The organism is Burkholderia sp. AU45388 (genome assembly GCF_030481585.1).
GTDB classification, from domain to species: domain Bacteria; phylum Pseudomonadota; class Gammaproteobacteria; order Burkholderiales; family Burkholderiaceae; genus Burkholderia; species Burkholderia sola.
Map to the genome: position 1 here is coordinate 192,461 of NZ_JAUJPV010000001.1, position 23,026 is coordinate 215,486.

Sequence of the window (23,026 nt, forward strand, 5' to 3'; positions counted from 1 at the left end):
CCGGCGGTGCGGCCGTCGCGCGCGACGCCCGGGCGGGCAGCGCGCGCCGGCAACCGCGCTCAGGCGGCCGCGTTGCCCTGCGGCGCCACGGCCACCGATGCCTCGCTCGTCAGCATCAGGAACGTGAACGTTTCGCGCAGGTACAGGCGGACGCCCTTGTCGGTGTGGCTCGTGTAGCCGATCGACACGTCTTCCCCGAGGTGCAGCTCGTAATCGCCGCCGCGCGTGGACAGCACGCAGCCGCCGCTGATCGCCGGCGCCCAGATGATCTCGCCGCTGACGATCCGTTTGATATGACCGAGGACCGGATAGCCCTGGTCGCGCGCTTCGCTGAGCGCGGTGTATGCGTCCGAACCGAGCACGACCGAGTACGGGCCGTCGACGCCGGCCAGGCGCAGCGCTTCCAGCGCGTCGCTGATCGCGTCCGGGTACGCGCCGACGTCCGCCGGCAGCGTGAGCCGGCGGTTCGACGTGCCTTCGCGGATGCCGACGATGCCGGCCGCGCGGTAGCCGTCGAAGATCGCGCCGTCTTCGGCGAACGCGAGCCGTTGCGCGGCTTCCTTCGCCGGCTGCCAGTCGGCGTCGCGCGCACCGCGCTCGACGCTGTCGATCGCGTCGCGGCTCAGTTCGAACGGCACCGTCAGCTCGACGATCGTGCGCGCTTCGCGCAGCCGCGCGTTCACGAGCTCGCGCGGCGCGTCGACGTCGAGCAGGTGCCCGGTGCCGACGGCCGACAGATCGGGGCCGGCGGGGCCGTCGACGTCGACGACGCGGCGGCCGGCCACCGATCGCTTGAAGGTGCGCGCCACTTCCTCCTCGATTTGTTCCCAGGCGGCCGACGAGATCGGCGCGAGTTCGCGGTGCAGATTATTCATAGGTTGGGGTTCCTTTCAGCGAGCCAATGTTCAGCGAGCCGTCGCGATGCGGTGCGGCAGGCGCGGACGGCGTGGATTCCGGTTGGATGGCTTCGGCGGGCGGCGCCGGGCGGTCGGCGAGCGCCTCGAGCAGGTCGGCCGACGGCACGAAGAACAGCGAGCCGGTGACCGCGCGGCTGTAGTCGAGCAGGCGGTCGTAGTTGCCCGGCGGGCGGCCGACGAACATGTTCTCGAGCATCTGCTCGATCGGGGCCGGCGAGCGCGCGTAGCCGATGAAATAAGTGCCGAATTCGCCGGCGCCCGGGCGCCCGAACGGCATGTTGTCGCGCAGGATCTTCACTTCCTGGCCGCCCTCGTCGAGCGTGGTCAGCGAGCTGTGCGAGCACGACGGCTTCACGTCCGGCGCGAGCTCGATGTCGGACAGCTTGGTGCGGCCGATGATGCGCTCCTGCGTTTCGACCGCGAGCGCGTTCCAGCCGGCCATGTCGTGCAGGTACTTCTGCACGAGCACGTAGCTGCCGCCCGCGAATTCGGCGTCTTCGTCGCCAATTACCGTGAAGTCGACCGCTTCGCGGCCTTCCGGGTTCTCGGTGCCGTCGACGAAGCCGATCATCGCGCGCTGGTCGAAATTGCGGAAGCCGTGCACCTCGTCGACGACCGTGACCGCGTCGCCGAGCGCATTGAGCAATTGCGTCGCCAGTTCGAAGCACAGGTCCATCGCTTCGGCTCGGATGTGCAGCAGGATGTCGCCGGGCGTCGCGACCGCGACGCGCTGGCCGGCGCCGAATTCGCGGAACGGATGCAGCGACGCGGGGCGCGGTTCGCCGAACAGCGCATCCCATGCGTCGGAGCCGAAGCCGCACACGCACGTGAGGTTGCCGCCCGGCACGCGCTTGCCGACCGAGCGCACGAGCGCGGCGATGTCGCCGCACCACGAACGGATCGTGTCGGCGTGATCGGCGCCGGGATTGATCGTCGCCACGAGAAAGATCGCGCTGCGCGTGATCGGGCTGTGGACGGCCTGGGAGAGCGGGGGAGGGGGAGTCTGCATCGCGGCTTGCCGGTCAGTCATGTCGGGACGGACGGGCCGCGGCAGCCGCGGCGCGCGAAGGCGAACGGTTGAACTGTGTCATGCGACTGTTCTCTGTGCTTTGTGACATGCGGATGAAGGACGTTGCGCGGGCATCGCGCAACGGGCCGCAGCGGCGGTGGCCGGCTCCCGGCGCGATGGGGAGGCGGACGTATCGGCCGCGCGTTCGCCCGGCGCGTGAACTGTCCGCACCGCGTAACGTCGTCGAGCCTGCAATCTAGCAGCTTCGACGGGGCTTTGGAACACGTATCGATGATCTGTCATTCGAATGGGTCAAACAGGGCTCGGTTTTGTGCGGCGCCCGCGCAGCTGTACTCCTCGCGCGCGCGGCGCTGTGCTCTTGAGCGTGCATGTCGCGTGCAGTAGATTAGGTTCCGCTCCGCCCGGCGACGACCATCATGATGAACCTTTTGGAAGCGATGCGTATTTTCCGTGCAATCGTCGAGCACGGCGGGCTGTCCGGCGCGGCGGCCGATCTGCAGCTCGACGTCGCGCAGGTGAGTGCGCGGCTCGACGGCCTCGAACGCTATCTAGGCTGCCGGCTGCTGCTGGACCGCTCGGGCGACGTCGTGTGCACCGAGGCCGGCGTCGCGTTTCATGCGTGTTGCCGGCGCACGCTGTCCGCGGTCGCGCAGGCGACCGGCGCGGTCGGAACCGGTGCGTGCGCAACGGTTTTCCGCCCGCCCGTCTCAGGCTTTCCGTTTCCCGACACCCGCCGCCGCGGCGATGGCGCATCGATCGCGGCACCGACGACACTGCACCGGACGACGCGTTGAATATCTCCACTGCCTCCGCCGATACGGCCGCCGAGCGCATTCGTCGCCGCTTCGGCCATTTCCTTCACGCGGCCGAGCTGGCCGGGCTGGTCGTGATCGGGCTGGCGACCGCGTTCGCGATGACGCAGGAGGCGTGGAAGGTCGTGCTCGCGGGCGAAGTGTCGCTGACCGACCTGCTGCTGATGTTCCTGTATCTGGAAGTGCTCGCGATGAACCTGCGCTACCTGCGGCTCGGCCGGCTGCCGGTGCGGTTTCCGCTGTTCATCGCGATGACGTCGCTCGCGCGCGACCTGATCCTGCGTGGGGCGACGGACAGCCCCGAGCGGATGCTGATGACGACTTTCGGGATCGTGCTGCTCGCGGTCGGCGTGTTGATCCTCAGCTTTGGCCAGCATCGCTTTCCGGCGGACGTCGACGATGTCGAGGACGACGTGCATGCCCGCAAGTAACGCGGCCCGCGTGGCGTGCGAAGCGAACCCCGGTGCGCCGTGCGACGTGCGGCTTCATCTTCATATTCATCTTCATCCCGACACACGAGGTGTTGCATGACCAGACAATTGATCGTCGCCGTGTTCGGCAGCGTCGAGACGGCCCGCCGGGCCGCGAACGATTTCGAGGCGTTGTCGGAGAAGAACGAAGGATTCCACATCGAGAATGGCGTCGTCGTCGAGAAGGACGCGAACGGCAAGCTCGCGGTGCTCGACACCGAATCGCGGCCGTTCAAGGGCGGCGTGATCGGCGCGATCGCCGGTGGCTTGCTCGGCATGCTGGCCGGGCCGATCGGCATGGTGACCGGCATGGCGGCCGGCGCGGGCGCCGGCATTCTCGCGCAAGCGGCCGGCAATGCGCTGCTCGACGGCACGTTCGTCGAGACGGTCGCGGCACGGCTCGTGCCCGGCAGCGTCGCGGTCATTCTCGAAGCCGAGGAGGACACGCCGTTCTCGGTCGACAACGTCGTGACGGGATTTGGCGGCAAGGTCTTTCGCCACGCGCTCGACTGAGCGCCCCTTTCGAACCGATTCGGGAGCATTGCATGCGCGTCGATCAATCCCGCACATAGCGTGGCGGATAGCCATCGGCAGGATCGGGGTAGAGCACGCACAGGACGGTGGCCATCGGGTAGTGCTCCTTTGGCAGGTGAAGGCGGCACGCGGATTGCGCGGCTCGCGCGGCCCCTCGCCGCGCGGCCGGCGTGTTGCGCCGCAACGTCGATCAGGTTCTACGCCGGTCGCGGATCGTGTACGAGCTACCGTCCGCGTTTGCGTGCGCTGCGAGGCGTCTGTACCTGTTCTTTTCAGGAGGGATGTCGATAATGGGATCGTTACCTGACTTTTCGGGAGCCACGTCATGACTGGAAGCGATGCGTCCTCACCCGATCTCACGCAAGGGATCGCGCTCGACGATCTCGCCGACGGCGCGATGATCGAAGGCCATGTCGGCGATGCGGCGGTGCTGCTCGTGCGCCGCGGCGACGAACTGTTCGCGGTGGGCGCGCAATGCCCGCACTACGGCGGCCCGCTGGCGAAGGGCCTGCTCGTCGGCGACACGATTCGCTGCCCGTGGCATCACGCGGCGTTCTGCCTGCGCACCGGCGAGATGGAGCGTGCACCGGCGCTCGACGGGTTGCCGTGCTGGCGCGTCGAGCGGCGCGACGGCCGCGCGGTCGTGGTCGACGCGCGGCCGGCCGCCGCGCCGCCTGCGCCGAAGGCGGCCGGGCTGCCCGCATCGGTCGTGATCGTCGGCGGCGGGGCCGCTGCGATCGCGGCGGCCGTGACACTGCGGCAGGAAGGCTACCCGCACGCGATCACGCTGCTGAGCGCCGATGCCGATCCGCCGTACGACCGGCCGAACCTGTCGAAGGATTACCTCGCGGGCACGGCTCAGGCCGACTGGCTGCCGCTGCGCGCACCGTCGTTCTATAGCGGGCAGCGGATCGACGTGCGCTGCAACACGCGAGTCGCGCGCATCGATCCCGCGCAGCGGGCGGTCGAGCTCGCCGACGGCAGCCGTATCGAATACGGCGCGCTGCTGCTCGCCACGGGCGCCGAGCCGAACCGTTTGAACGTGCCCGGTGCCGATTTACCGCACGTTTGTACGTTGCGCTCGCGCGCCGATTGCGATGCGCTGATCGCGAAGCTGAAAACCGCGCGCCGCTGCGTGGTGGTCGGCGCGAGCTTCATCGGGCTCGAAGCGGCCGCCGCGTTGCGCACGCGCGGGCTCGACGTGCAGGTGGTCGCACCGGATCCGCATCCGATGGGCCGCGTGCTCGGCGACGCGCTCGGCGACACGATCAAGGCGCTGCACGAAGCGCACGGCGTCGTGTTCCATCTCGGCGCGACGCCCGCGCGGATCGGGCCGGACAGCGTGACGCTGTCGAACGGCGACGTGTTGCCGGCCGACGTCGTGCTGGTCGGCATCGGCGTGCATCCGAACGTCGAACTCGTGCAGGAGGCCGGGCTCGCGGTCGAACGCGGCGTGACGGTCGACCGCTTCCTGCAGACGAGCGCGCCCGGCATCTACGCGGCCGGAGACATCGCGCGGTGGCCCGATCCGCTGACGGGCGAGCGGATTCGCGTCGAACACTGGGTCGTCGCCGAGCGGCAGGGCATCGTCGCCGCGCGCAACCTGCTCGGCCAGCAGCGACCGTTCGACGCGGTGCCGTTTTTCTGGAGTCAGCATTACGACCTGACGCTTCGCTATGTCGGGCATGCGGAGCAATGGGATCGCGTCGAGATCGACGGCGACCTCGGCGCGCACGACTGCTCGATCGCGTACTGGCGCGGCAACACGCGGCTCGCGGTCGTGACGATCGCTCGCGATCTCGACAGCCTGAAGGCCGAAGCGGCGCTCGAGCGGCAGATCGCGCCCGCCTGAACGCAGCATGACGACACCCGCCGAACCTTGAAGGGAGACGAGATGAACCCCGACGTCCGTGTACGTTTCGAAACCGGGTTCGCGCCGCGTATCGCAACGCGCCTGCGCGACCTGTATCAGCCCGGCGAGGTGAAGGTCGACGTCGTGCCGCACGGCGGGCAGGGCAGGCCGACGGTGCGCGGACAATGCGGGCGTCGTTACCGGTCGCGCGTCCGGATCATCACGCGGCCCTGGTCGATGCCGCCGCGCAGCGCTTCGTCGCACGTCAGCCATTCGGGCGTGACGAGTTCGGGCGCGGGCAGATCGACCGGCGCGCCGTCGCGGAAGATCCGCACCTGCGCGACCCACGCGCCGTTCGCGTTGCGCGTCGCGTCGACGCGAATCTCGTGACCCATGAAAGTGTCGGTGGCTTGCATCGATCGGGGCCCTCCGTCGTGAATGAACGTGGTGCGTGGATCGTATCAGCCTCGCGTGCGCCGCGCATCGAAAACGAACCGGCCGCGGCCTGTCGCTTGCCGCGCGAGAGGGGAGCGACCCGGTGACCTTCGACCTGACCTTTTCGATCAAGGTGTTCGCGGCGCTGTTCGCGATCATGAACCCGATCGCGAACATCCCGGTGTTCCTGTCGCTGACCGAAGGCGCGGCGGACGGCGTGCGCCGCAAGGTCGCGCTGACGGCCGCGATCGGCGTGACGGTCGGCTGCATCGTGTCGGCCGTCGCGGGCGGCGCGATCCTGCGCGTGTTCGGCTTGACGATCGACGATTTCCGCCTCGCGGGCGGGCTGCTGGTGCTGCTGATCGCGCTGTCGATGCTGCATGGTTCGCCGAGCCGCCAGCATGCGCCGGGCAGCGATGAAAGCGCCGATCCGACGGCCGCCGAAAGCGTCGCGATCTATCCGCTGACGATCCCGTTGCTCGTTGGCCCCGGCACGATCGCGACGATGATCGTGCTCGGACACGGCGCCGTCGCGAGCGGGCAGGAGCTCGCGTTCGCGCTCGGGCTTGGCGCGTTTCTCGTGCTGCTCGCCGTGTCGCTGCTGTCGGCGCCGCTGATCGGCCATTTCCTGTCGCCGCGCGTGACGGCCGTCACGCAGCGCCTGATGGGGATGATTCTCGCGGCGATCGCGATGCAGATGATCGTCGCGAGCCTGAAGGCCGCGTTCGGGCTGCCGCACTGAGCGCGTCCGTTCGACTGCATCGGGTGGCCGCACGACGCTGTCGATCGACGACGAACTGAAGCGCGTCGAAGCGATCTCCGTGGCCGAACGCGTGCAATGACAACGGCGGCACCCGCGGCAACGTCGCGCCGACCCACTGATTCCCCGGCCCGGTCTTTCCCCGAAATCGCAGCGCTTCCCGCCCGCGTGTCACCACGCGCAGTGTGCGTTGCACAGGCGCACCCCTTGCTCGATCGGCTCGACGGTGACCTTCACCGTTTCCGCTTTCGACAAGGAGGGCCTGACATGAAAGCAGTCGTATTTCACGGTATCGGCGATATTCGCATCGACACGGTGCCCGATCCGGAAGTCTCCGCGCCGACCGACGCGGTCGTGCGTCTCACGGCCAGCGCGATCTGCGGCACCGATCTGCACATGGTGCGCGGCACGCTCGGCGGGATGAAGCCCGGCACGATTCTCGGCCACGAGGGCGTCGGCATCGTCGAGGCGGTCGGGCGCGACGTACGCAATCTGCGGCGCGGCGATCGCGTGCTGATTCCGTCGACGATCGCATGCGGTAGCTGCGCTTACTGCCGCGCCGGCTACACCGCGCAATGCGACGTCGCGAACCCCGGCGGGCCGCGCGCGGGCACGTCGTTCTTCGGCGGGCCGGCGGAAACGGGCCCGTTCGATGGGCTGCAGGCCGAATACGCACGCACGCCGCTTGCGCATGCGAGCCTGATCCGGCTGCCCGACGAGATCGACGACGATCGCGCGATCCTGATGTCGGACATCTTCCCGACCGGCTATTTCGGCGCGCAGCTTGCGGAAGTGAAGCCGGGCGATACGGTCGCCGTGTTCGGCGCGGGGCCGGTTGGCCAGTTCGCGATCGCGAGTGCGAAGCTGATGGGCGCCGGGCGCGTGATCGCGGTCGACCGCATCGCGTCGCGGCTCGAGATGGCGTGCGCGCAGGGCGCCGAGATTGTCGATTTTTCCGAGGACGACCCGGTCGACACGATATTGCGGCTGACGGGCGGAATCGGCGTCGACCGCGTGATCGACGCGGTGGGTGTCGACGCGATGCGCGCGACGCACGGGCCGGCCGCGGCCGATCGCGACGCCGCGCGTGCGTTCAATGCGGAAGTCGAGGCGGTCGCGCCGCACCGCAAGCCGGACGGCCGCAACTGGGTGCCGGGCGACGGGCCGTCGCAGGTGCTGCAATGGGCGGTGCGCGTGGTCGCGAAGGCCGGCACGATCTCGGTGATCGGCGTGTATCCGCAGGCGGCGCGCGTGTTTCCGATCGGCGAGGCGATGAACCGGAACCTGACGATCAAGATGGGCAACTGCAATCACCGGACGGTGACGCCGCCGCTCGTCGAACTGGTGCGCAGCGGCGCGTTCGACCCGCTGTCGGTGCTCACGCGCAGCGAGCCGCTGACGAACGCGATCGATGCGTATCGCGCGTTCGACGTGCGCGAGCCGGGCTGGATGAAGGTGAAGCTGACGCCGTGACGACACGAACCGAAACGATGCGAACCGAAACGATCAACCGAAACCGGGAGCACTACGATGAGCGATCAATACGACAACTGCATGGCCGCGTGCGACGCCTGCGCGCACGCATGCGACACCTGTGCGGCCGCCTGCCTCGCGGAGCGCGACGTGCACGCATTGGCCACCTGCATCGCGCTCGACATCGAATGCGCGCAGCTGTGCCGCTTCGCGTCGGGCGCGATGGCGCGCCGCAGCGGGCTCGCACCGCGCATTTGTGCGCTGTGCGCACATGCGTGCGATTTGTGTGCGGCCGAGTGTTCGCGGCATGCGCACGAGCATTGCCGTCGCTGCGCGCGCGCGTGCGAGGCGTGTGCCGCGATGTGCCGCGCGATGGCGTGAGCACGGGCGCTTACGGCGTATCCCCAACCCGACGCGCGACGCGCTCCAGCAGCGCGTCGAGGACGGCCATCTCGACGGGTTTCACGAGATGGTCGTCGAAGCCGGCGCTTTCGGTGCGCGCGAGGTCGGATGCGCGCGCATGGCCGGACAGCGCGACGCAGGTCGTGTCGCGCAGCGCGTCGATCGTGCGCAATTCCTGCAGCAGCGTGAAGCCGTCGACGTCCGGCATCGTCAGGTCGAGGATCATCAGATGCGGCGTGTAGTCGCGGGCGAGCGCGAGCGCTTCGTCCGCGTCGTACGCGACGCGCGGCGCGTGCCCCTTCATCTGCAGCAACACCGCGAGCGTGTCGGCCGAGTCGTGGTTGTCGTCCACGACGACGATGCGCAGCGGCTCGACGGCCGGCTGTGCGAAGGCGGCGGGTGCAGGCGGTGCGGCGGGCTCGTCGCGTGCCACGTGCGCGATCGGCAGCCATACCGTGAACGTCGCCCCGTGGCCGGGCCCGTCGCTTTCCGCGGCGATTCGCCCGCCGTGCAGTTCGACGAACGACCGGCAGATGGCCAGACCGAGCCCGAAACCGCCGGACGGGGCTTGGCCCGATCCCCCTTCCTGTTCGAACAGGTCGAAAATCGTCTCGAGCGCGCGGGGTGCGATCCCCACGCCGCGGTCGACGACGTGGATCGCTACCGACTGCCCTTCGATCCGCGCGCCGACGTCGATCCGGCCGCCGTGCGGCGAGAATTTCGACGCGTTGTCGAGCAGGTTGTGCAGGACCTGGACGAGCCGTGCGTCGTCGCCGTGCAGCACCACCGCGTCGGCCGGGAGGTCGACGCGGATCCACTGCTCGCGCGCGGCCAGCTTCGGCTGGATGCTTTCGACCCCGCGACACACGAGGTCGCGCACGGTGACGGGGCGTGCGTCGAGTTCGACCTTGCCGGCGGTGATGCGCCCGACGTCGAGCAGATCGTCGACCAGCCGTGTCAGTTGACCGACCTGGCGGTTCACCGCGTCGCGGCACTGCGCGAGCGCAGGCGGCGGATCGGGCAGGGTCTGCAGCACGCCGACCGAATTGCGCAGCGGCGCGAGATGATTGCGCAGCTCGTGCGCAAGCGTCGCGATGAACACGCTGAGCCGCTGCGTCGACGCCTCGAGCTCCTCGAGCCGCTTGCGCTCGGTCATGTCGCGCGTGATCTTGATGAAGCCGCACAGATCGTGCGCCGCGTCGTACACAGGCGTGATCGTCACGCTTGCCCAGAACTGCGTGCCGTCCTTGCGCACGCGCCAGCCCTCGTCCAGGAAGTGGCCGTGCGCGGCGGCCAGCGCGAGCCCTTGCGACGGCCGGCCGGCCGTGATCGCATCGATCGGATAGAACAGCGAGAAATGGTGGCCGACGATCTCGGCGGCGGAGTAACCCTTGATGCGCTGGGCGCCGGCGTTCCACGTCGCGACGTTGCCATAAGGGTCGAGCATGAATACCGCATAGTCGGTGATCGACTTCACCACGGTCTGGAACCGGAATTCGGCGAAGCGGTGCTGCAGGTCGCGCGCGTCGGACGAGCCGGGCGGCGGCGGATGCGGTTGGAGATCGGCGTCGTCTTTCTTCATCGGAGCGGCAAGTTGAAAATGCGGGCGGCCGCAGGTCGCCGGCCCGCCGCCGGACGCGCCGGCGGCGGCCATACGGAGCGAATTGGCACGTTCGAAAGCATAAAGGAACTCGATTCAGCTTATCAATGGGTGCGCACGGGGCGTGCCGTCTGTCGGGCCGGCCGTCCGCGCCGGGCGCGGCATGCCGATTGCACGCCAGGATGGTCCGCCTGCGGTGCGGCGGCCATCCGGCCGATCTCGCGGCGGCAAGCCAGGCAAGGAGGCCGACATGAACAGCACGCTGAATCCCGACAATGAACCGGCCGGCCCGGACGACGACAACGCCAGCCGCGGTCGCGACGGCCGGGCGCTCGGCCCGAGCGACTCGTCCGACAGCGGCAGCGATACGGCGGGGGCGCGGCGCCATCCGTTCGATGTCGATTCGCCGCTGGACGACCACGCGCTGGAGCGCGGCGATGCGGCACTCGACACCGATACGGATCGCGCGGGGACGGGCGAGCGCGCGTCGGCGGACGGCGATTCGACGCTGGAGGACGGCGCCGACATCGAGCCGGACCGCACGGAGCGGCTGAGCGAACCCGGTCGCACCGACGACCCGGACGAACCCGGCGGTGCCCCGTGACGCCCGACACGCAAAAACTGCAATCGCGTTGCAGATTGGGGCGCCTGACGGCTTCCCGGCGCGGCGGCGCGCGACCGTCGCGGCACGGCAACGGCGCCGGCACGCGATTTGCATTCACCCGACCGACGCGCGCCGCGGCCCGGCAGGGTGTCGTGCGCGGCGCGGGCGATCAAGGAGAGACACGATGCAACGACGATATCCCGGACGGTCCGGCGAGCGCGGCGGCCCGCCCGACTGGTACGAGCGCAACGAACGCGCGTACCGGGGCGCCGGCGAGCGCGGCATCCCGGACGACCCGGCCCGTTGGCCGGAAGAAGACTACGAATCGGCTGACCGGCGCTTCGCGAGCGAGGACGTGGGCCCGGAAGACTGGGGCAGCGAATGGACCGAGCGCGCCGCGCGGCCGGTCGACCAGCAGCGCGGCGCGGCCGACCCGGACTGGCCGGGCGGCGCGCGCCAGCCGGCGCGCGGCCCCGAGCGCGGCTACGGCGAACCGGGCCGCCGCACGGCGGCGGGCCACGAAGGCCGGTACGGCGGCGAGCGGCCGGAATTCCGCAGTCCGCACCGGATGGGTTCGTACGGCGGCGAGCGCGACGTAGGCGATCCGCGCTACGGCGGTGCCCCCGACCTGTCGCGCTTCGGCCGGGATACCGAACGCGACGCGCTGCGCCATCGCCGCGGGCCGAAAGGCTATACGCGCTCGGACGAGCGGATTCGCGAGGACGTATGCGAGCGGCTCGCGCATGCGCTCGAGATCGACGTGAGCGACGTCAGCGTGCAGGTGAGCGCGGGGCGCGTCGAACTGGACGGCACGGTGCCGGCGCGCTGGATGAAGCACGACATCGAGGATCTGGCCGACGGTTGCCTGGGCGTGCGCGACGTCGAGAACCGCGTGCGCGTGCGCCGCGCCGACGAACCCGACGCGGGCATGGTGCTGCATCCGGACCAGCGGACCGTCACACCGACCCAGCCTGCCGCGCGCGACCCGGAACCGGGCGTCGTGGCGAGCGGCCGCGAGCGCGAGCCGCGCCACTGACTCCCGTGCGTGAGACGCCGCGCCCCCGACCGCGAGTAATGCGTGCATGACGACCGGAATCGACGAAACGCCCGCGAAGGACCGTGATGCGGCCGCAGGCCGCGACCTCCGCCATCGCCGCGACAAGCGCGGCCTGCGAGCCCGGATCGCGGTCGAACTCTGGCGCGCGATCTGGCATTACCGCGCACGCGTGCTCGCGGCGATCGCGCTGCTGGTGCTCGCGAAAGCGGCGGCCGTATCGGTGCCGCTGCTGCTCAAGGATATCGTCGACGGCTTCGGCCGCGCGGCCGGCCAGCCGATGGCGTGGCCGGTGCTGCTGCTGTTCGCGTACGCGGTTGTGCGCTTCGCGTCGAACGCCCTGAACGAAGTACGCGACATGACCTTCGTGCAGGTGACGCAGCATACGGTCGCGTCGTTTACCGTGCGCACGTTCGGCCATCTGCACCGCCTCGGCGCGCGTTTTCATGCGCAGCGCGAGACGGGTGCGGTCGTGCGCGACCTCGAGAAAGGCACCGCCGGCATCGGCTACCTGCTCGGCGTCGCGGTGTTCACGATCGTGCCGACGGCCATCGAGATCGGCTCGGTGCTCGTGATCGTGATCAGCAAGTACGGCGGCGGGTTCACCGCGATCATCTTCGTCACGTTCGCCGTCTACGCGGCGTATACGGTGGTGTTCACGCGCCGGCGCATGCGCTACCAGCGGCGCGTGAACGCACTGGAGGCCGAGTCGAATTCGCGCGTGGTCGACAGCCTGCTGAACGTCGATACGGTCAAGTATTTCGCGCGCGAGGACGTCGAGCGCGATCGGCTCGAGCGCGTGCTCGACGAATGGCGCGAGGCCGGCGTCGACAACCAGTACGCGCTGTCGACGCTGCATATCGGGCAGAGCGCGTGCATCGGCGCGGGGATCGCGGCGGTGATGCTGCTCGCCGGGCAGCAGGTCGCGCGCGGCGCGATGACGATCGGCGATCTGGTGCTGATCAACGCCTACGTCATCCAGATCAGCCTGCCGCTGAATGCGCTCGGCTTCGTGTTCCGCGAGGCGAACGACGCGATGACGAACATCGAGCGGCTGTTCGGGTTGCTCGACGCGCGCGGCAAGCCGGGCGAGGACGGCGATGCGCCCGGCGCGCAGCCGCTCGTCGTGCGCGGCGGCGCGATCGAGTTCGAGCACGTCGACTTCGGCTACGAGCCGAGCCGGCAGATCCTGTTCGACGTGTCGTTCCGCATCGAGCCCGGGCAGACGATCGCCGTGGTCGGCGGCAGCGGCTCGGGCAAGTCGACGCTCGCGCGACTGCTGTTCCGGCTGTACCAGCCCGATGCAGGCACCATCCGGATCGACGGCCAGGACTTGCGGCTCGTCACCGAGCGCAGCCTGCGCGACGCGCTCGGCATCGTCCCGCAGGACACCATCCTGTTCAACGACACGCTCGCGTACAACATCGCGTACGGCAAGCGCGACGCGACGCGCGGCGACGTGATCGCGGCCGCGCGCGGCGCGCAACTCGACACGTTCATCGAGCGGCTGCCCGATGCGTACGACACGCGCGTCGGCGAGCGCGGCGTGCGGCTGTCGGGCGGCGAGCGCCAGCGCGTCGCGATCGCGCGCGCGTTGCTGAAGGCGCCCCCGATCGTCGTGTTCGACGAGGCGACGTCGGCGCTGGACACGCGCTCGGAGCGCGCGATCCAGCAGGAACTGATGCGCGTCGCGCGGCATCGCACGAGCCTCATCATCGCGCACCGGCTGTCGACGATCGTCGATGCCGACCGCATCCTCGTGATGGAGTACGGCCGGCTCGTCGAGCAGGGCACCCACGACGAGTTGCTCGAAAGCGGCGGCGTGTATGCGCAGATGTGGTCGCTGCAGGCGAAGCAGCGCGAGCTGGAACGCACGGAGGCGAAGTTCGCGCGGCAGCCGGTACGGATCAACCCGCTCGTGTCGCAGGTGCTCGATTCGCTGGCGGAGGCGGCCGCGCGGCGCGGCGTGCCGGTGTTCCGCCATGTGTCGGACGAGGATCTCGTCGTCAACGCCGATCCGACCGCGCTGCGGCGCTTCGTGTGGGAGCTGTGTCGCGGCGCGATCGAAGCGAGCAGTGGCGGGCAGCTCGAGGTGCGCACGGCGCGCCACGACCCGGAAGCGCGCATCACGATCGCGTGCACGGGCGTCGACGCCACGGAGCTGTCGCTGATCGATCTCGAGCGCCTGCAGGACGCGATCGAGGAAGCCGGCGGCTACGTCGTGCGCGAACGCGACGATATCGGCGTGACGCTGCACCTGTCGCTGCCGATGTACGCGGTGGCGCCGGCGTCGATGCCATCCGGTGACGCCGTGCCACCTCCGGATGCCGGTGCGGCAGCCGCCGCGAAGCCGCTCGACGGGCTGCGCATCGCGTGCGTGGACGACCACGACGAGGCGCGCGAGGCCCTCACCGCGCTCTTGAAGACGGCCGGCGCCGACGTGCATGCGTATGCGTCGGGCCAGGCGTTGCTGGACGACCTGTGGCGCGCGCGCCGGGCCGACTGGCCGGCGCTGCTCGTCTGCGACATCGACCTCGGCGACGACGAGGAGGACGGTTACACGGTGATGGCGCGCGTGCGTCAGCTCGACGCCGCGCGCGATCGCGACGGCCGTGCGCCGCTCGAGGCGCTGGCGTTGTCCGGCCATGCGCGCGATCGCGACCGCACGCGCGCGGTCGAAGCCGGTTTCCATGCGTACCTGACCAAGCCCGCGGTAGCGGCCGACCTGATCGCGGCGTTGCGTGCGCTCGCGTTTTCCTCCGGAGAAATTCATGCCGAACCTTCTGAATCCGACGACACCCGAAGCCCTGAACGCGCGTCGCGGCGGTAGCGCGTTCGCGGACCGCCAGGCCGCGGTGGCGGCCGTCGAGCTGCTATTGCCGACGCTGTCCGCCGCGCTGCAGAGCGATTTCGTCGGCGACAGCGGCTGCCTGCACGTCGTGATCATGGACCCCGCGCTCGGGCCGCGCGACGCGGCGTTCGAGGACGCGATCCTGTATGAGTTTTCGCTGCCCGACCCGAAGGACTGGGACGCCGACTATCGCGCCTATGCGCGGGCCAAGGCGCGGCTGTCGTGGGAAACGGGCCGCGACGGCCACGTCGTGCAGGCGCTGGAGCCGTACCGGCTGCGCGCGGGCGACACGAACCTGTGGGGCGGCGTCGCGCTCGGCGGCATCGTGGTCGGCGTGTCGGGCGCGCAGCCATGGTTCGACGAGGCGTTCGCGGGCTGCATCGCGCACTGCCTGCGCGCGCTCGCGAAGCACCGCGCGCAGGCCACGCCCGACGCGCTCGCGATCTGAGGGGCCGCCTGGGCCCGGCCGCCCGGGCCGGTTTTTACAGCCGGTTATAAAAAAGCCAGCGAGCGCGCGCCACGGCCCGATGCGGCGCGGGCGCGCGCAGGCCGGCACGGTTTTCGCTGTACCTCCTGCACGGACGGTTGTCGCGACAAGCGTCGCCGTCATCCGGATTTGCTTTCCGACATCGACAGGAGGTGCAGGTGAACGTGACTCACGATCCAGCCAAACCGCCGCTCGCCGGCCGGACCGCACTCGTGACCGGGGGTGGCCGCGGTCTCGGCGAAGCCATTTGCGAAGAGCTTGCGCGGCACGGCGCGCACGTCGTCGTCGCCGATCTCGACGGCGACCGCGCGGCCGCCGTCGCGCAGCGGCTCGAACGCCACGGCGGGCAGGCGGTGGGCCGGCCGCTCGACGTGCGCGACGAAGCATCGGTGCTGCAGGTCGTGCACGACGCGCGCGAATCGCTCGGCGACCTCGACGTGATCGTCAACAACGCGGCGATCGACGTGACCGCCCCGATCGACGACGTGAGCGTCGACGCATGGCAGCAGGTGCTGATGACGAACCTGTTCGGCCCGTACCTGATGTGTCACGCGGCCGTGCCGATGATGAAGGCGCGCGGCAACGGCCATATCGTGAACATCGCGTCGACCGCGTCCAAGCGCGCGTGGCCGAATGCGTCCGCGTATCACGCGACGAAGTGGGGGCTGCTCGGCCTGTCGCACGCGCTGCATGCCGAGCTGCGGCCGAGCGGCGTGTGCGTGTCGGCGATCGTCGCGGGCGGGATGCGCACGCCGTTCCTGCTCGACCGTTTTCCGGACATCGACGAGGACACGCTGCAGCCGCCGGAGCACGTGGCGGCCGCCGTGCGCTTCGTGCTGACGCAGCCGCCGGGCACCGTGGTGCCGGAGCTGATGGTGCTGCCGATGAAGGAGACGTCATGGCCCTGAAGCGCGAACGGCGGCTGCCCGGCGCGGTGCTGCTCGACAAGGACGGCACGCTGCTCGACGACGTGCCGTACAACGTCGATCCCGCGCGCATGCGCCTCGCGCCGGGCGCGGCGCGCGCACTGCGCACGCTCGGCGCGACCGGGATGCCGCTGGCGGTCGTGTCGAACCAGCCGGGCGTCGCGCTCGGCCGCTTTACCGAACAGGAGCTTGGCGCGGTCCGCCAGCGTCTCGCCGAATTGTTCGAAGCGAACGGCGCGACGCTGGCGGATTTTTTTTACTGCCCGCATCACCCGCGGGGCAGCGTGCCGCGCTACACCTGCGACTGCCTCTGCCGCAAGCCGCGCCCCGGCATGCTGCGCCGCGCGCTGGCCGCGCTCGGCGCCGCGCCCGAATGGAGCTGGATGATCGGCGACATCCTCGACGACGTCGAGGCCGGCCGCACCGCGCGCTGCGGCACGATCCTGGTCGACTGCGGCAACGAGACCGAGTGGCGGCTCAACGCCGCGCGCACGCCGCATCACGTCGTCGATCGCGTCGACCTGGCCGCCGACATCGTCGTACGCGAAGCCGCGCTTCGGCACGGCTCGTGGGTGCGGCCATGAGCACGGCCTGGAGCCGCGCGCGCCGCATCCTGTGCGTGCGGCTCGACAGCATCGGCGACGTGCTGATGACCACCCCCGCGCTGCGCGCGCTGAAGGAGAGCGGCGCCGATCGTCACCTGACGCTGCTGACGTCGCGCACGGGCGCCGCGCTCGCGAAGCATCTGCCGATGGTCGACGACGTGTGGAGTTACGACGCGCCATGGGTCAAGCACCCCGACGTGCGCGGCGATCCGGTGGCCGATCTCGACATGATCGACCGGCTGCTGGCCGGCCGTTTCGACGCGGCCGTGATCTTCACCGTCTACAGCCAGAATCCGCTGCCCGCCGCGATGATGTGCTGGCTCGCCGGCATCCCGCTGCGGCTCGCGCATTGCCGCGAGAACCCGTATGAACTGCTGACCGATCGCGTGCCGGAAACGGAACCGGAATCGCACGTGCGCCACGAGGTCGCGCGTCAGCTCGCGCTGGTGCGTGCCGTCGGCGCGAAGACGGTGGACTGGCGGATGGCGTTCGAGCCGGGCGACGCGGCGCGGCATGCGGTGCATGCGCGCCTGCAGGCCGCGTTGCAGCGCTTCGGCGGTGCGCGCCAGCCGGCGGCGGCGCGCCCGCGGTGGCTCGTGGTCCATCCGGGCGCGACCGCCGCGTCGCGGCGCTGGCCGGCCGAGCGTTTCGGCGACGCGGCCGCCGCGGTCGCGCCGCTGTTCGACGGCATCGCGGTGACGGGCGGCGCGGACGAGCGCGCGCTGGTCGACGCGGTGTGCGAACGGGCGGGGCCGCGCGCGGTGCCGCTCGCGGGCGTGTTGCCGCTCGGCGAACTCGGCGCGCTGATCGAGACGGCCGACCTGGTGCTGTCGAACAACAGCGGCCCCGTGCATCTCGCGGCCGCGCTCGGCACGCCGGTGGTCGACCTGTATGCATTGACCAATCCGCAGCACACGCCGTGGCGTGTGCCGCACCGTGTGCTGAACGTCGACGTGCCGTGCCGCAACTGCTACCGCAGCGTGTGCAACCAGCCCGGCCATCCGTGCTTGAGCGGCGTGAGCGTCGACGACGTCGTCGACGCCGTGCAAGCGTTGCTGCGTGGCAGCGCGCGCCATGCGCAACGCACGGCCGCGCGGGCTGCCGCGGACGCCCGCGAGCCGGTCGCCGCGCACGCATCGAACGTGATTCCGTTCGCGCACGTCATCACGAGGAACTGACGCATGCCTGATCCGATCCATACGCTCGGCATCAACGCCGCCTTCCACGACAGCGCCGCCTGCATCGTGCGCGACGGCGTCGTGATCGCGGCGGCCGAGGACGAACGCTTCACGCACGTGAAGCACGCGAAGCGCCCGGTGCCGTTCTCGACCTGGGAGCTGCCTTTCCACGCGATCGACTATTGCCTCGCGGAAGCCGGCATCACGCTCGCCGACGTGGACCACGTCGCGTATTCGTACGACCCTTCGTTCGAACTCGACCGCGAAGGCGCGGCGCCGGCGCTGACCTTGCCGCTGTCGCCGTCCGCGCATGCGCCGCGCGAGGACGGCGCGTCGCCGTGGCATCCGCTGTTCCTGTCGTCGATCGTCAACGCGCCGCGCCAGCTCGCGGGCGGCGTGCCGCATCATCTGCAGCGGCGCTTTCGCGGCGTCACGCACGACGGGCCGTTCCGCTGGCATTTCGTCGAGCACCACCTCGCGCACGAGGCGAGCGCGTTTCTCGCGGCGCCGTTCGAGCGCTGCGCGGTGATGACGATGGACGGGCGCGGCGAGCGCGCGACGACGAGCTACGGCGTATTCGACGGCCGCTCGTACCGGCGGCTCGGGCAGGTGAATCTGCCGCACTCGCTCGGGCTGCTGTACGAGCGCGTGACGCGCTATCTCGGCTTCCTGCACTCGTCGGACGAATACAAGGTGATGGCGCTCGCGTCGTACGGCAAGCCGGTGTTCGCCGACGAGATGCGCAAGCTGGTGCAGTATCGCGGCGAAGGGCGCTACGACGTGCGCGACGAGGATCTCGCGGCACGGTTCGGGCCGCCGCGCGAACGCGGCGGCCCGATCGAGCCGCATCATTACGACATCGCGCATGCGTTGCAGCTCGTGCTCGAGGAGACGACGCTGCAGGCGGTCGACTGGCTGGCCGGCGAGACCGGCGAGCGGCAGCTCGCGATGGCGGGCGGCGTCGCGCTGAACTGCGTGATGAACGCGAAGATCCGCGATCGCGGCCCGTTCGACGACGTGTGGGTGCAGCCGGCCGCCGGCGACGCGGGCACCGCGCTCGGCGCCGCGCTGTGGACCGACTTCCGGATGCGCGGCGTGCGCGGCGGCTGGCGGATGGATCATGCGTACCTCGGGCCGGCCTACGACGACGGCGCGATCGAGGCGTTCCTGAAGGAAGCGCAGCTGCCGTACCGGCGGCTCGACGACGTCGCCGCGCAGACGGCCGCGCTGCTCGCCGCGAACCGCGTGATCGGCTGGTTCCAGGGGCGCATGGAGTTCGGCCCGCGCGCGCTCGGCGCGCGGTCGATCCTCGCGTCGCCGGTCGACCCGGACATGCAGCACAAGCTGAACCGGATCAAGGATCGCGAGGATTTCCGGCCGGTCGCGCCGGTCGTGCTCGAGGATCGCGCGCATCACTGGTTCAGCGGCGGCCGGCGCACGCCGCTGCGCGCGCCGTTCATGCTGTTCGTGTACGACGTCGTGCCCGAGCGCGCCGACCGGATTCCGGCCGTGCGCCACATCGACGGCACCGCGCGCGTGCAGACCGTCGACGAGACGCAACATCCGCTGCTGCATGCGCTGTTGACCGAGTTCGACGCGCTCACCGGCGTGCCGGTGCTCGTCAACACGTCGTTCAACACGCGCGGCGAGCCGATCGTGTGCTCGCCGCGCGACGCGGTCGAATGCTTCTGGACGTCGCCGCTCGACGCGCTCGTGATCGGCCCGTTCCTGCTGGAGAAACCGAGATGAACATGCGCGACACGCACCTGCCGCCGGTCGTATCGGTCGTCGTGCCGACCTACCGGCGGCCCGATCTGCTCGAACGCTGCCTCGACGCGCTGTGCGCGCAGGTGTTCGATCCGACGACCTACGAGATCGTCGTCGTGGACGACGATCCGGCCGGCAGTGCGCGCGCCGTCGTCGATGCGTGCCGCGCGCGCGTGACCCACGTGCCGGCGATCCGCTACATGACCGCGCCCGACACGCAAGGCCCGGCCGGCGCGCGCAACGTCGGCTGGCGCAGCGCGGGCGGCGCGCTGATCGCATTTACCGACGACGACACGATTCCCGATCCGACCTGGCTGCGCCACGGCGCGGCCGCGCTGCTGGCCGAGCCGTCGGCGGCGGCCGCGGCCGGCCGGATCGACGTGCCGTTGCGGCCGTGCCCGACCGACTACGAACGCGACGCGGCGGGGCTCGCGCATGCGGAATTCGCGACCGCGAACTGCTTCGTGCGGCGCGCGGCGCTCGAACGCATCGGCGGCTTCGACGAACGCTTCACGCGCGCGTGGCGCGAGGACGCCGACCTGATGTTCGCGCTGCGCGAGCATGCGGGGCCGATCGTCGAGGCCGACGCCGCGCGCATCGTGCATCCGGTGCGTCCCGCGCGCTGGGGATCGAGCATCGGCGCGCAGTCGAAGGTGTATTTCGATGCGCTGCTGTACAAGAAGCACCGCGCGACCTACCGGCGTCACATCCGGCCCGTGCCGCCGTGGCATTACTACGCGGCCGTGCTCGCCGCGCTCGGCGCGATCGGCTGTTTCGCCGCCGGCTGGCCGGCGCCGGCCATCGTGTGCGCGGCGGTGTGGGCCGCGATTACTGCAGGGTTCTGCGCGAAACGATTGCGCGGCACGCAGCTCACGGCGTCGCACGTGGCCGAGATGATCGTCACGTCCATCGCGATTCCGCCCGTGTCGTTGTACTGGCGCATGCGCGGCGCGCTTCACTTCCGGGTGATTTTCCTTTGACGTCCTCTTCTCCCTGAAGGTTGAGCGCCTGTTTCCGCGTGTCGTTGCAGAAGTGTCAGACGGAGTTCACCGCGCGGCTCTGCTTGTTGAGCAGTCCGTCGAGCGATTTCACCCGGTAGCGATAGACAAGGATCATGCCGGCCATTTAAACGGTGGAATGCCGCTGTCAAACAGCGGCGCTCCTTTTCTCCCGGTCCTGAAGGACAGGGTTTTTCGGAGCAACTGATGAAGCTCGATCCCAGCGTCGATTCCGACGGCCCGCGCGGCCCGAAGCGGATCGCGGTGTTCCGTGCGTTGCAGCTTGGCGACATGCTGTGCGCGGTGCCCGCGCTGCGCGCGCTGCGGCGCGGCGAACCGGACGCGCGCATCACGCTGATCGGCCTGCCGTGGGCGCGCGAGTTCGCATCGCGCTTTTCCGACTACATCGACAGCTTCATCTCGTTCCCCGGCGCGCCCGGCCTCGCCGAGCAGCCCGAGCCCGACGCGGCCGCGCGCGAGGCGTTCATCGCCGAATGCCGCGCGCGCGACTTCGATCTCGCGATCCAGCTGCACGGCAGCGGCGCGCACACGAACGCGATCGTCGCGTCGCTCGGCGCGACGCGCACGGCCGGTTTCGTGCCGGCCGACGGCGGCACGACCGCGCTCGACTGCGCGCTCGCATGGCGCGACGACGAACCGGAAGTCGCGCGCTATCTGGCGCTCACGCGCAAGCTCGGCTACGCCGACTGGGGCGACTACCTCGAATTCCCGCTCGGCGGCCTCGACTATGCGCTGTGGCACGTGCTCTGCGACGAACATGCGCTCGATCCCGGCCGCTACGTGATCGTCCATCCCGGCGCGCGGATGGCGTCGCGGCGCTGGCCGGTCGAACGCTTCGCGCTCGCCGCGCGGCAGCTCGCGGACGACGGCTGGCAGATCGTGCTGACCGGCACGCGCGGGGAACTGGGGCTGGCGAGCGCGTTCGCCGAGCATCTCGGGCGGCCGTGCGTGAACTTGTGCGGCCGCACGCCGCTCGGCGCGCTGGCCGCGTTGATCGCCCGTGCGCGGCTCCTGTTGTGCAACGACACGGGCGTATCGCACGTGGCGGCGGCGCTCGGCACGCCGAGCATCGTCGTCGCGTGCGGCAGCGATACGGCCCGCTGGGCGCCGCTCGACGCCGAACGTCATCGTGTGCTCGCGAACTACCCGGCGTGCCGGCCGTGCATGTTCGATACCTGCCCGTACGGGCACGAGTGCGCGACCGCGATCGGCGTCGGCGATGTGATGGACCGGGCGGGCGAACTGCTCGCGGAGGAGAGACGTCATGTCACGTAAGCGGTTGCGCGTGCTCACCTGGCACGTGCATGGCAACTATCTGTATTACTTGTCGCAGGCGCCGCACGATTTCTACATCGTGACGAAGCCGCAGCATCCGCCCGGCTATGCGGGCCGCGTGGGGCACCTGCCGTGGGGCGACAACGTGCACGAGGTGCCGGCCGAATGCGTGCGCGACACCGCATTCGACTGCGTGCTGTATCAGCACGCGAAGCACTACGAGCATGACCGCCTGCGGCTGCTGAGCGAAGCGCAGCGCGCGCTGCCGACGCTGTTCGTCGAGCACGATCCGCCGCGCGAGCATCCGACCGACACGCTGCATCCGGTGCAGGATCCGAACGTATTGCTGGTGCACGTGACGCCGTTCAATGCGCTGATGTGGGACAACGGCGTGACGCCGACGCGCGTGATCGAGCACGGCGTGCTGGTGCCGAAGGACGTCGAGTATCGCGGCACGCTGCCGAAGGGCGTGGCCGTCGTGAACAACCTCGCGCGCCGCGGCCGGCGCCTCGGTGCGGATGTGTTCGAAGTCGTGCGGCACAGCGTGCCGATCGACCTGGTGGGGATGGGCTCGTGCGAACTCGGCGGGATCGGCGAGGTGCCGAATCCGGCGTTGCCGCAATTCCTGTCGCACTACCGGTTCTTCTTCAATCCGATCCGCTACACGAGCCTCGGACTCGCGGTGATCGAGGCGATGATGATCGGGCTGCCGATCGTCGCGCTCGCGACGACCGAGATGGCGCAACTCGTGAAGACGGGCAGCAACGGCGTGGCCGACACGCGGCCGGCCGTGCTGATCGATGCGATGCGGATGCTGATCCGCGATCAGGAACTCGCGCGCGAGTGGGGCGCGGCGGCCAAACGCGACGCCTGCGAGCGATTCGGCATCGAGCGCTTCGCGCGCGACTGGGACGCTGCATTGCGGGACGCGACGGCGTGACGGTGTACGGCGGTGTGAGCGCGGCGCGAGCCGCC

At 70.1% G+C, this 23,026-nt stretch carries 22 protein-coding genes; 18 read left to right on the plus strand and 4 right to left on the minus strand.

Annotated elements, in window-relative coordinates; all coding sequences use genetic code 11:
- Nucleotides 1-59 precede the first annotated feature (59 nt).
- Entirely contained in the window at nucleotides 60-875 is an 816-nt protein-coding gene (locus tag QZM72_RS00830; protein WP_301736852.1) for a family 1 encapsulin nanocompartment shell protein, read from the minus strand.
- Nucleotides 868-1,947 (minus strand): Dyp-type peroxidase, encoded by a 1,080-nt coding sequence (locus QZM72_RS00835; protein WP_301736853.1) that lies wholly within the window; start codon nucleotides 1,945-1,947, stop codon nucleotides 868-870. Before QZM72_RS00835 ends, QZM72_RS00830 begins: the two co-directional genes overlap by 8 nt.
- 419 nt (nucleotides 1,948-2,366) lie before the next feature.
- Here QZM72_RS00835 and QZM72_RS00840 point away from each other — a divergent pair, with 419 nt between their 5' ends.
- The 4 genes from QZM72_RS00840 (at nucleotide 2,367) to QZM72_RS00855 (ending at nucleotide 5,615) form a co-directional block, all read left to right on the plus strand.
- Nucleotides 2,367-2,741 carry a LysR family transcriptional regulator gene (locus tag QZM72_RS00840; protein WP_367620019.1) on the plus strand — a complete coding sequence of 125 codons (375 nt, stop codon included), beginning with the start codon at nucleotides 2,367-2,369 and terminating at the stop codon, nucleotides 2,739-2,741.
- Entirely contained in the window at nucleotides 2,738-3,190 is a 453-nt protein-coding gene (locus QZM72_RS00845; protein WP_301736855.1) for a phosphate-starvation-inducible protein PsiE, read from the plus strand. Before QZM72_RS00840 ends, QZM72_RS00845 begins: the two co-directional genes overlap by 4 nt.
- Nucleotides 3,191-3,286: 96 nt before the next feature.
- On the plus strand, nucleotides 3,287-3,742 hold the full coding sequence (locus tag QZM72_RS00850) for a DUF1269 domain-containing protein (RefSeq protein ID WP_301736856.1): 456 nt from the start codon (nucleotides 3,287-3,289) through the stop codon (nucleotides 3,740-3,742).
- 346 nt (nucleotides 3,743-4,088) lie between these two features.
- Nucleotides 4,089-5,615: an FAD-dependent oxidoreductase gene (locus QZM72_RS00855; protein WP_301736858.1), complete on the plus strand. Its 1,527-nt coding sequence runs from the start codon at nucleotides 4,089-4,091 to the stop codon at nucleotides 5,613-5,615.
- A 197-nt stretch (nucleotides 5,616-5,812) separates the two neighbouring features.
- Here QZM72_RS00855 and QZM72_RS00860 read toward each other — a convergent pair whose 3' ends face one another.
- Entirely contained in the window at nucleotides 5,813-6,031 is a 219-nt protein-coding gene (locus tag QZM72_RS00860) for a DUF6566 family protein (protein ID WP_059574987.1), read from the minus strand.
- 122 nt (nucleotides 6,032-6,153) lie between these two features.
- On the opposite strand from QZM72_RS00860, the gene QZM72_RS00865 reads away from it, so the two are divergent.
- The 3 genes from QZM72_RS00865 to QZM72_RS00875 all read left to right on the plus strand — a co-directional run bounded on the left by QZM72_RS00865 (nucleotide 6,154) and on the right by QZM72_RS00875 (nucleotide 8,664).
- The gene (locus QZM72_RS00865) at nucleotides 6,154-6,792 is read left to right on the plus strand and encodes a MarC family protein (protein WP_089471687.1); all 639 of its coding nucleotides are present in this window, start codon (nucleotides 6,154-6,156) and stop codon (nucleotides 6,790-6,792) included.
- 285 nt (nucleotides 6,793-7,077) lie between these two features.
- The gene (locus tag QZM72_RS00870) at nucleotides 7,078-8,283 is read left to right on the plus strand and encodes a zinc-dependent alcohol dehydrogenase (RefSeq protein ID WP_301736860.1); all 1,206 of its coding nucleotides are present in this window, start codon (nucleotides 7,078-7,080) and stop codon (nucleotides 8,281-8,283) included.
- A 57-nt stretch (nucleotides 8,284-8,340) separates the two neighbouring features.
- Entirely contained in the window at nucleotides 8,341-8,664 is a 324-nt protein-coding gene (locus QZM72_RS00875) for a four-helix bundle copper-binding protein (protein ID WP_301736861.1), read from the plus strand.
- Between the two features lie 10 nt (nucleotides 8,665-8,674).
- Here QZM72_RS00875 and QZM72_RS00880 read toward each other — a convergent pair whose 3' ends face one another.
- On the minus strand, nucleotides 8,675-10,267 hold the full coding sequence (locus tag QZM72_RS00880) for an ATP-binding protein (protein ID WP_301736862.1): 1,593 nt from the start codon (nucleotides 10,265-10,267) through the stop codon (nucleotides 8,675-8,677).
- Between the two features lie 268 nt (nucleotides 10,268-10,535).
- On the opposite strand from QZM72_RS00880, the gene QZM72_RS00885 reads away from it, so the two are divergent.
- The 11 genes from QZM72_RS00885 to QZM72_RS00935 all read left to right on the plus strand — a co-directional run bounded on the left by QZM72_RS00885 (nucleotide 10,536) and on the right by QZM72_RS00935 (nucleotide 22,991).
- Nucleotides 10,536-10,889, plus strand: coding sequence for a chemotaxis protein (locus QZM72_RS00885; protein WP_089471184.1), 354 nt, complete (start codon nucleotides 10,536-10,538; stop codon nucleotides 10,887-10,889).
- A gap of 184 nt (nucleotides 10,890-11,073) precedes the next feature.
- Nucleotides 11,074-11,925 (plus strand): BON domain-containing protein, encoded by an 852-nt coding sequence (locus QZM72_RS00890; RefSeq protein WP_301736863.1) that lies wholly within the window; start codon nucleotides 11,074-11,076, stop codon nucleotides 11,923-11,925.
- A 46-nt stretch (nucleotides 11,926-11,971) separates the two neighbouring features.
- Nucleotides 11,972-14,773 carry an ABC transporter transmembrane domain-containing protein gene (locus QZM72_RS00895; protein WP_301736864.1) on the plus strand — a complete coding sequence of 934 codons (2,802 nt, stop codon included), beginning with the start codon at nucleotides 11,972-11,974 and terminating at the stop codon, nucleotides 14,771-14,773.
- A complete protein-coding gene (locus QZM72_RS00900; protein ID WP_301736865.1) occupies nucleotides 14,715-15,242 on the plus strand; it encodes a hypothetical protein in 528 nt (175 codons plus the stop codon). Before QZM72_RS00895 ends, QZM72_RS00900 begins: the two co-directional genes overlap by 59 nt.
- Before the next feature lie 197 nt (nucleotides 15,243-15,439).
- On the plus strand, nucleotides 15,440-16,189 hold the full coding sequence (locus tag QZM72_RS00905) for an SDR family oxidoreductase (protein ID WP_301736866.1): 750 nt from the start codon (nucleotides 15,440-15,442) through the stop codon (nucleotides 16,187-16,189).
- Nucleotides 16,180-16,791, plus strand: coding sequence for an HAD-IIIA family hydrolase (locus QZM72_RS00910; RefSeq protein WP_089471187.1), 612 nt, complete (start codon nucleotides 16,180-16,182; stop codon nucleotides 16,789-16,791). Before QZM72_RS00905 ends, QZM72_RS00910 begins: the two co-directional genes overlap by 10 nt.
- The gene (locus QZM72_RS00915; RefSeq protein ID WP_301736867.1) at nucleotides 16,788-17,990 is read left to right on the plus strand and encodes a glycosyltransferase family 9 protein; all 1,203 of its coding nucleotides are present in this window, start codon (nucleotides 16,788-16,790) and stop codon (nucleotides 17,988-17,990) included. The genes QZM72_RS00910 and QZM72_RS00915 overlap by 4 nt, the downstream gene beginning before the upstream one ends.
- Before the next feature lie 3 nt (nucleotides 17,991-17,993).
- Nucleotides 17,994-19,739 (plus strand): carbamoyltransferase C-terminal domain-containing protein, encoded by a 1,746-nt coding sequence (locus QZM72_RS00920; RefSeq protein ID WP_301736868.1) that lies wholly within the window; start codon nucleotides 17,994-17,996, stop codon nucleotides 19,737-19,739.
- Entirely contained in the window at nucleotides 19,736-20,737 is a 1,002-nt protein-coding gene (locus QZM72_RS00925) for a glycosyltransferase family 2 protein (protein ID WP_301736869.1), read from the plus strand. Before QZM72_RS00920 ends, QZM72_RS00925 begins: the two co-directional genes overlap by 4 nt.
- A 225-nt stretch (nucleotides 20,738-20,962) precedes the next feature.
- Complete coding sequence (locus QZM72_RS00930; protein ID WP_301736870.1) at nucleotides 20,963-22,051, plus strand: glycosyltransferase family 9 protein; 1,089 nt, start codon at nucleotides 20,963-20,965, stop codon at nucleotides 22,049-22,051.
- On the plus strand, nucleotides 22,041-22,991 hold the full coding sequence (locus QZM72_RS00935) for a glycosyltransferase family 4 protein (protein WP_089471192.1): 951 nt from the start codon (nucleotides 22,041-22,043) through the stop codon (nucleotides 22,989-22,991). Before QZM72_RS00930 ends, QZM72_RS00935 begins: the two co-directional genes overlap by 11 nt.
- Nucleotides 22,992-23,026 lie beyond the last annotated feature (35 nt).